This window comes from Mesorhizobium sp. P5_C1 (assembly GCF_054049815.1).
On record NZ_JBFULQ010000562.1, the window covers coordinates 1 to 3435 of the forward strand.

General features: G+C 58.5%; 3 protein-coding genes. All 3 read left to right on the forward strand.

Features of this window, described 5'->3' with window-relative positions:
- Positions 1-584, forward strand: a 584-nt coding sequence (locus ACXJ7R_RS27875; RefSeq protein ID WP_457154634.1) for a response regulator, incomplete at its 5' end; no start/stop codon positions are given.
- 10 nt (positions 585-594) lie between these two features.
- Positions 595-2670 (forward strand): response regulator, encoded by a 2076-nt coding sequence (locus ACXJ7R_RS27880; protein WP_457154635.1) that lies wholly within the window; start codon positions 595-597, stop codon positions 2668-2670.
- Positions 2671-2874: 204 nt separating this feature from the next.
- Positions 2875-3435: PRC-barrel domain-containing protein (locus tag ACXJ7R_RS27885; protein WP_457154636.1), on the forward strand; the 561-nt coding region annotated here is incomplete at its 3' end.

Genomic DNA, 3435 nt, shown 5'->3' on the forward strand with positions numbered 1-3435 from the left:
ATCCGGATGCGCTCGACCAGATACTGGCGTTGAATCCGGCTTTTGCGAATGCGCCCCGGGCCGAAAATTTTGCTCAACTCTCGCTTCATATGTCGGCAACGCTGCCTGGAGAAGGGCGCAAAGAGGGTGGAACAGAAACCGAGCAGAACGGCAAGTCCGATCTGGCGGGCGCGAAGGTCCTCATCGTCGACGACGACATCCGCAACATCTACTCGCTTACCAGCGTCCTGGAGACCTACGATATACAGGTTCTGCATGCTGAGCGTGGCCGCGACGGTATTGCGCTTCTGGAACAGACTCCCGACGTCGATGCAGCGTTGATAGATATCATGATGCCGGAGATGGACGGCTACGAGACGATGCGGCGCATTCGCGGCACAGCGGCGATTGCTCACATCCCGCTGATTTCCGTTACTGCCAAAGCGATGAAGGGCGATCGGCAAAAATGTTTGGACGCCGGTGCTTCCGATTATATCGCCAAGCCGGTCGATCTTGATCTGCTGCTGGCGTTGCTTCGCGTCTGGATTGGTCGTTCCCGATCACGCGTCGGGACCCCGGAAAAAATGCTCATGGCAGTGAACTGACGGCCGGTCCATGCAAAAGCTTCCCAGAAACAGAGTGAGAAAAGTTGAGGTCGTGCAACAGGCCGAAAGGCCCGCAAAAGCCCGCATTCTTGCTGTGGACGACGATGAACGCAATCTGCTGGCGATCAGCGAAGTGCTCGCTACAACCGGAGACGTTATCTGCGCCCAATCGGGCGAAGAGGCCCTGCGCTTTCTGTTGAAGGAGGACTTCGCCGTAATCCTGCTGGATGTGCTTATGCCGGGGATAGACGGCTATGAAACGGCCGCGCTTATCCGCCAGCGCGAGCAATCCAAGCGCACCCCAATCATCTTCCTCACCGCCATCAACAAAGAGGACGCCCATATGCTGCGCGGCTACGATGCCGGCGCAGTGGACTATGTGTTCAAGCCATTCGATCCGATAATGCTGCGTTCGAAAGTCGCGGTTTTCGTCGAGCTTCACGAAAAGACCCTGGAGATCCAGCGGAAGGCGGCGGTAGAACAAGGGCTTCTTGCGCAGGCGCTGCAGGCACAAAAAGAAAAGCTCCAGGCCGAGCGGGCTCTGCGCAGCGCGGAGGAGCGGCAGGATACTATCTTGAGTTCGCTGCCGGTCTGCTTCCATGCGCGGGCAGCCGAGCCACCCTTCGCGACCCGCTTTCTGACCAACGGTGTCGAGCGCCTGACCGGGTTTTCGGCCGAAGATCTGACCTCGGATCCGACCTTCGGCCTCAGCCGAGTCCACGCCGACGATCTACCAAGGTTGAAACAAGCACTGCGAGAGGCAAAAACCACCGGCTCCTACGCTTGCGAATTCCGCTGGCAGTGCGCCAATGGCGAGTATCGCATCTTTCTCGATCAAGGTGTGATGTCGAACGGCTCTGACAGTGGCGACCCCGAGATACTGGGCACGTTGCTCGATGTTACCGAGCGGCGCGGCCTCGAAGATCAGCTGCTGCAGTCACAGCGTCTTGACGCAATCGGCAAGCTTACGGGCGGCTTGGCTCATGATTTCAACAATCTGCTCGCCGCAATTCTCAGCGGATTGGGACTGCTCGAACGTCAAGGGACGTTGGATGATCAGGCACGACAGGTTCTCGACCTGATGCGGCGTTCTGCAAAACAAGGTGCTGACCTTGTCACGCGAATGCTCGCCTTCTCGCGGCGTCAGACCCTAAAGCCCGAAGCTGTACGGCTTGCGGCGCTTGGCGACACCATGAACGGGTTGGTCGCTCCGGTCTTGGGAGGGCTGATCCGCTTCGACTGGCAGATCGATAATGCGGTTTGGCCGGCTCATGTCGATGCCGGGCAGCTTGAACTTGCCTTGATGAATTTGGTTTTCAACGCCCGCGACGCTATGCCTTCGGGTGGAACAATTAGCGTCCGGGCGCAAAATCGGACAATTAAGACGGTATCCGACGATCTGGCGCCTGGCGACTATGTGGTTATCGCCGTCAAAGACACCGGTGCGGGCATCGCGCCGGATATTTTGGCCAAGGTGGTCGAACCATTCTTCACCACAAAGCCCGTCGGCAAAGGAACGGGGTTAGGGCTCAGCACGGTTTACGGTTTCATGAAGCAGTCCGGCGGCGCGCTGCGCATAGACAGTGTCGTTGGACGCGGAACTGCCATGGAACTGTGGTTGCCACGTTCGGTCGAGCAGCCGGTCAGCGATGTGGTTGAACCCTCGGCAGAGCAAATTCTGGTCTATGCGAGTAACGAACGCCCGTCGATTCTTCTGATTGACGACAGCAGCGCACTCCGGCAGCTGACAGCTGAGTCGCTCCGGCAGCGGGGTTTCGCTGTGACCTGTGCAGCGGGCGGCGCCGAGGCGCTGGCGGCCATTGAACGGACGCCAAATGATTTCGACGTGATCGTTACAGACTTCGCTATGCCCCTGGTATCCGGAGTGGAGGTCATTCGGTTTGCACGCAATCTGCGCTCGGACTGGCCAGCGGTAATCATAACCGGGTACGCTGACGCGAGCGCGATTGCCGATCGTCCGTTGGATGTCCCCTTGCTAAGCAAGCCATTCCGGGAAAAGGATCTCATCGAGAGCATCTTTCACGTGGTCGCCCATGCCAGCTCCAAGGCGATCAAGGCAGGGTAGGGGCAGCCCGCCGCTCAACTCAATCACGTCCCGCACTTGCATCTTCGGGAAAATCCATATCAACGCGCAGACCACAGGTCTGCCGAAGCGGAACTTGTCCACGAGAGGCTCGTTGTCACTGTGCATAGATGCCGCGCCCAGCCGCCTTGCAACGGGTTCAGCCGAGCGCGGCGTGCATCAACGAAACGCACAAGGAAACATACCATGATCCGCAAACTTTTGACCACCACCGCCGTGGTCACGCTGCTGTCATCAGCCCTGGTGGTATCGGGCGCCCATTCTGAAGATGCCACCAAGCCTGCCAACGCAACTCAGAATACTGCTCCAACAGCTACCGTTGCGGTCCCTGACGGAAGCCTCGTGAGCAAGATTATGGGCGCTGCGGTCTACAACAGTGCCGCAGACAATGCCGAGAAGATCGGTGACGTCAATGACATCGTTCTCGCCAAGGACGGCAAAGCCAAGTTCATCATCATTGGTGTCGGAGGCTTCCTGGGGATTGGCGAAAAGAACGTCGCTTATGACTTCAGCAAGGCTGAATGGGTTGAGAAGAACGGCAGCCGGTGGTTGGTCGCCAAGACGACAAAGGAAGATCTCCAGGCCCAGGCCAACTTCGACACCAAGGCCTATGACACCCCCCCCGCTGCCGCGCCTGCGGTTGCCACTGACAACACCGCCACCGCCGCCATTGACAAGTCGGCACTGACCGAGTTGCCCGCAGATAAGATCAGCGCGGAGAATTTGATCGGAACCACTGTGTACGGC

Bases quoted from the DNA above. Each gene is read 5' to 3' on its own strand.
- ACXJ7R_RS27880 (WP_457154635.1), top strand. From the start codon at position 595: ATGCAAAAGCTTCCCAGAAACAGAGTGAGAAAAGTTGAGGTCGTGCAA.